Raw genomic sequence first — 1,934 nt, 5'->3', positions numbered from 1 at the left:
GAAGCCGCCCCGGGAGCGTCCCAGGCATTCGGTGATCGGACCACCTCCGTCAGCCTGACGATGAGTTTCTGCAGCACCGGATCGACCTGGTTCGCCCCCGTTATGTTTTTCGTGGTCCTGCAACGGGGCCGCTGGCCTCCGGGCCCGGTATGGCTGTGTCCCCTCTGTCGAACGGATGACCTGGGGGGTGGTGTCGCCGCCCGGGAGGTGCCGTCGGAGACGCTGATGGGAGACCCGGCCACCGCCCGGCCCGGCGCAATGCCGGGCAGAATCGCGGGCGGCAGGTCTGCATAACGTGGATGCGCGAGCACGGTGCCACCGCCGAGGCCGGCACAGTTGACACCTCTGGAGTCGTGCGATGTTGGACACCGAAGGCATAGGCGTCTTCCTCGGGTTGGACGTCGGCAAGAGCGTTCACCATGGCCACGGGCTCACGCCGGCCGGGAAGAAGGTCTTCGACAAGCCGATGCCCAACAGCGAGCCGAAGCTGCGGGCCGTATTCGGCAAGCTCAAGGCCGAGTTCGGCACTGTCCTGGTGATCGTGGACCAGCCGGCCTCGATCGGTGCCCTGCCGCTGACCGTCGCCCGCGACGCGGGCTGCGAGGTCGCCTGCCTGCCCGGACTCGCGATGCGGCGGATCGCCGATCTGTATCCGGGAGAGGCGAAGACCGATGCGAAGGACGCGGCGGTGATCGCGGACGCGGCCCGGACGATGCCGCACATCCTGCGTTCGCTGGAGCTGACCGACGAGATCACCGCCGAGCTCACGGTGCTGACCGGCTTCGACCAGGACCTCGCGGCCGAGGCCACCCGCACCTCCAACCGGATCCGCGGTCTGCTGACTCAGTTCCACCCCAGCCTCGAGCGCGTGCTCGGGCCGCGGCTGGACCACCCCGCCGTCACCTGGCTCCTCGAGCGCCACGGATCTCCGGCCGCTTTGCGCAAGGCCGGCCGCCGCAGGCTTGTCGAACTCATCCGCCCGAAGGCGCCGCGGATGGCCGCGCGGCTGATCGACGAGGTCTTCGACGCCCTCAACGAGCAGACCGTCATCGTTCCCGGCACGGGCACCCTCGACATCGTGATCCCGTCCCTGGCCGCCTCGCCCGCCGCAGTCCACGACCAGCGCCGGGCTCTGGAAGCGCAGATCAGCACCCTGCTGGAGGCCCACCCTCTTCACCCGGTCCTGACCTCGATGCCGGGAGTCGGGGTCAGGACCGCCGCCGTCCTGCTGGTCACCGTCGGCAACGGCACCAGTTTTCCCAGTGCCGCCCACCTCGCCTCCTACGCCGGCCTCGCCCCGACCACGAAGTCGTCGGGGACCTCGATCCACGGCGAACACGCGCCACGCGGCGGAAACCGGCAGCTCAAACGGGCCATGTTCCTCTCCGCCTTCGCCTGCATGAACGCCGATCCGGCCTCCCGCACCTACTACGACCGGCAAAGAACCCGCGGCAAAACCCACACCCAGGCCCTCCTCCGCCTCGCACGCCAACGCGTCAGCGTCCTGTTCGCGATGCTCCGAGACGGCACCTTCTACGAGTCCAGAGTCCCCGCCGTCACCCTCGCCGCATGACTATCCCAAACAGCCTCAAACCCGGCACCACGTCCTTGACGAAAGACATAGAGACACCCCCCCGGGCGTTCCCCTTTTGGAGACCCGCGGCCGCAGGCGTCCTCCTCGCACCGGCAGCATGCTGATGAGCACGAACCACCGTCGAGTCCACCGACACATCCCAGCCGCGGCCCGCATCGTCCTCAGCCGCCTGGGCACGGGACAACAGCATCGTCTGCGTTCCATCGGCCGACCAGCGGCGATGTCGTTTATGGACGGTCTGCCACGGACCGAACCGCTCCGGCAGGTCCCGCCACTGGACACCGGTCCGCACGCGGTAGAGCACCCCGTTGACGACCCGGCGGTGATCACTCCACCGGCC

The 1,934-nt window shown here is 68.9% G+C and carries 1 protein-coding gene and 1 pseudogene; one reads left to right on the top strand and one right to left on the bottom strand.

The window, feature by feature from the left end:
• Positions 1–358 precede the first annotated feature (358 nt).
• Positions 359–1,573: an IS110 family transposase gene (locus IF89_RS0135165; protein WP_030777104.1), complete on the top strand. Its 1,215-nt coding sequence runs from the start codon at positions 359–361 to the stop codon at positions 1,571–1,573.
• A 213-nt stretch (positions 1,574–1,786) separates the two neighbouring features.
• On the opposite strand, the pseudogene IF89_RS50055 reads toward IF89_RS0135165, so the two are convergent.
• Positions 1,787–1,934, bottom strand: a pseudogene (locus IF89_RS50055) (transposase); the annotation flags it as partial.

The organism is Streptomyces sp. NRRL F-2664 (assembly GCF_000719345.1).
In the GTDB taxonomy this organism is placed as follows: domain Bacteria; phylum Actinomycetota; class Actinomycetes; order Streptomycetales; family Streptomycetaceae; genus Streptomyces.
Note: the sequence above shows the minus strand (reverse complement) of the source record. Positions and strands in the feature narration are given on the sequence as shown.

Coding starts and splice junctions, on each gene's coding strand:
- IF89_RS0135165 (WP_030777104.1), top strand. CDS start 359: ATGTTGGACACCGAAGGCATAGGCGTCTTCCTCGGGTTGGACGTCGGC.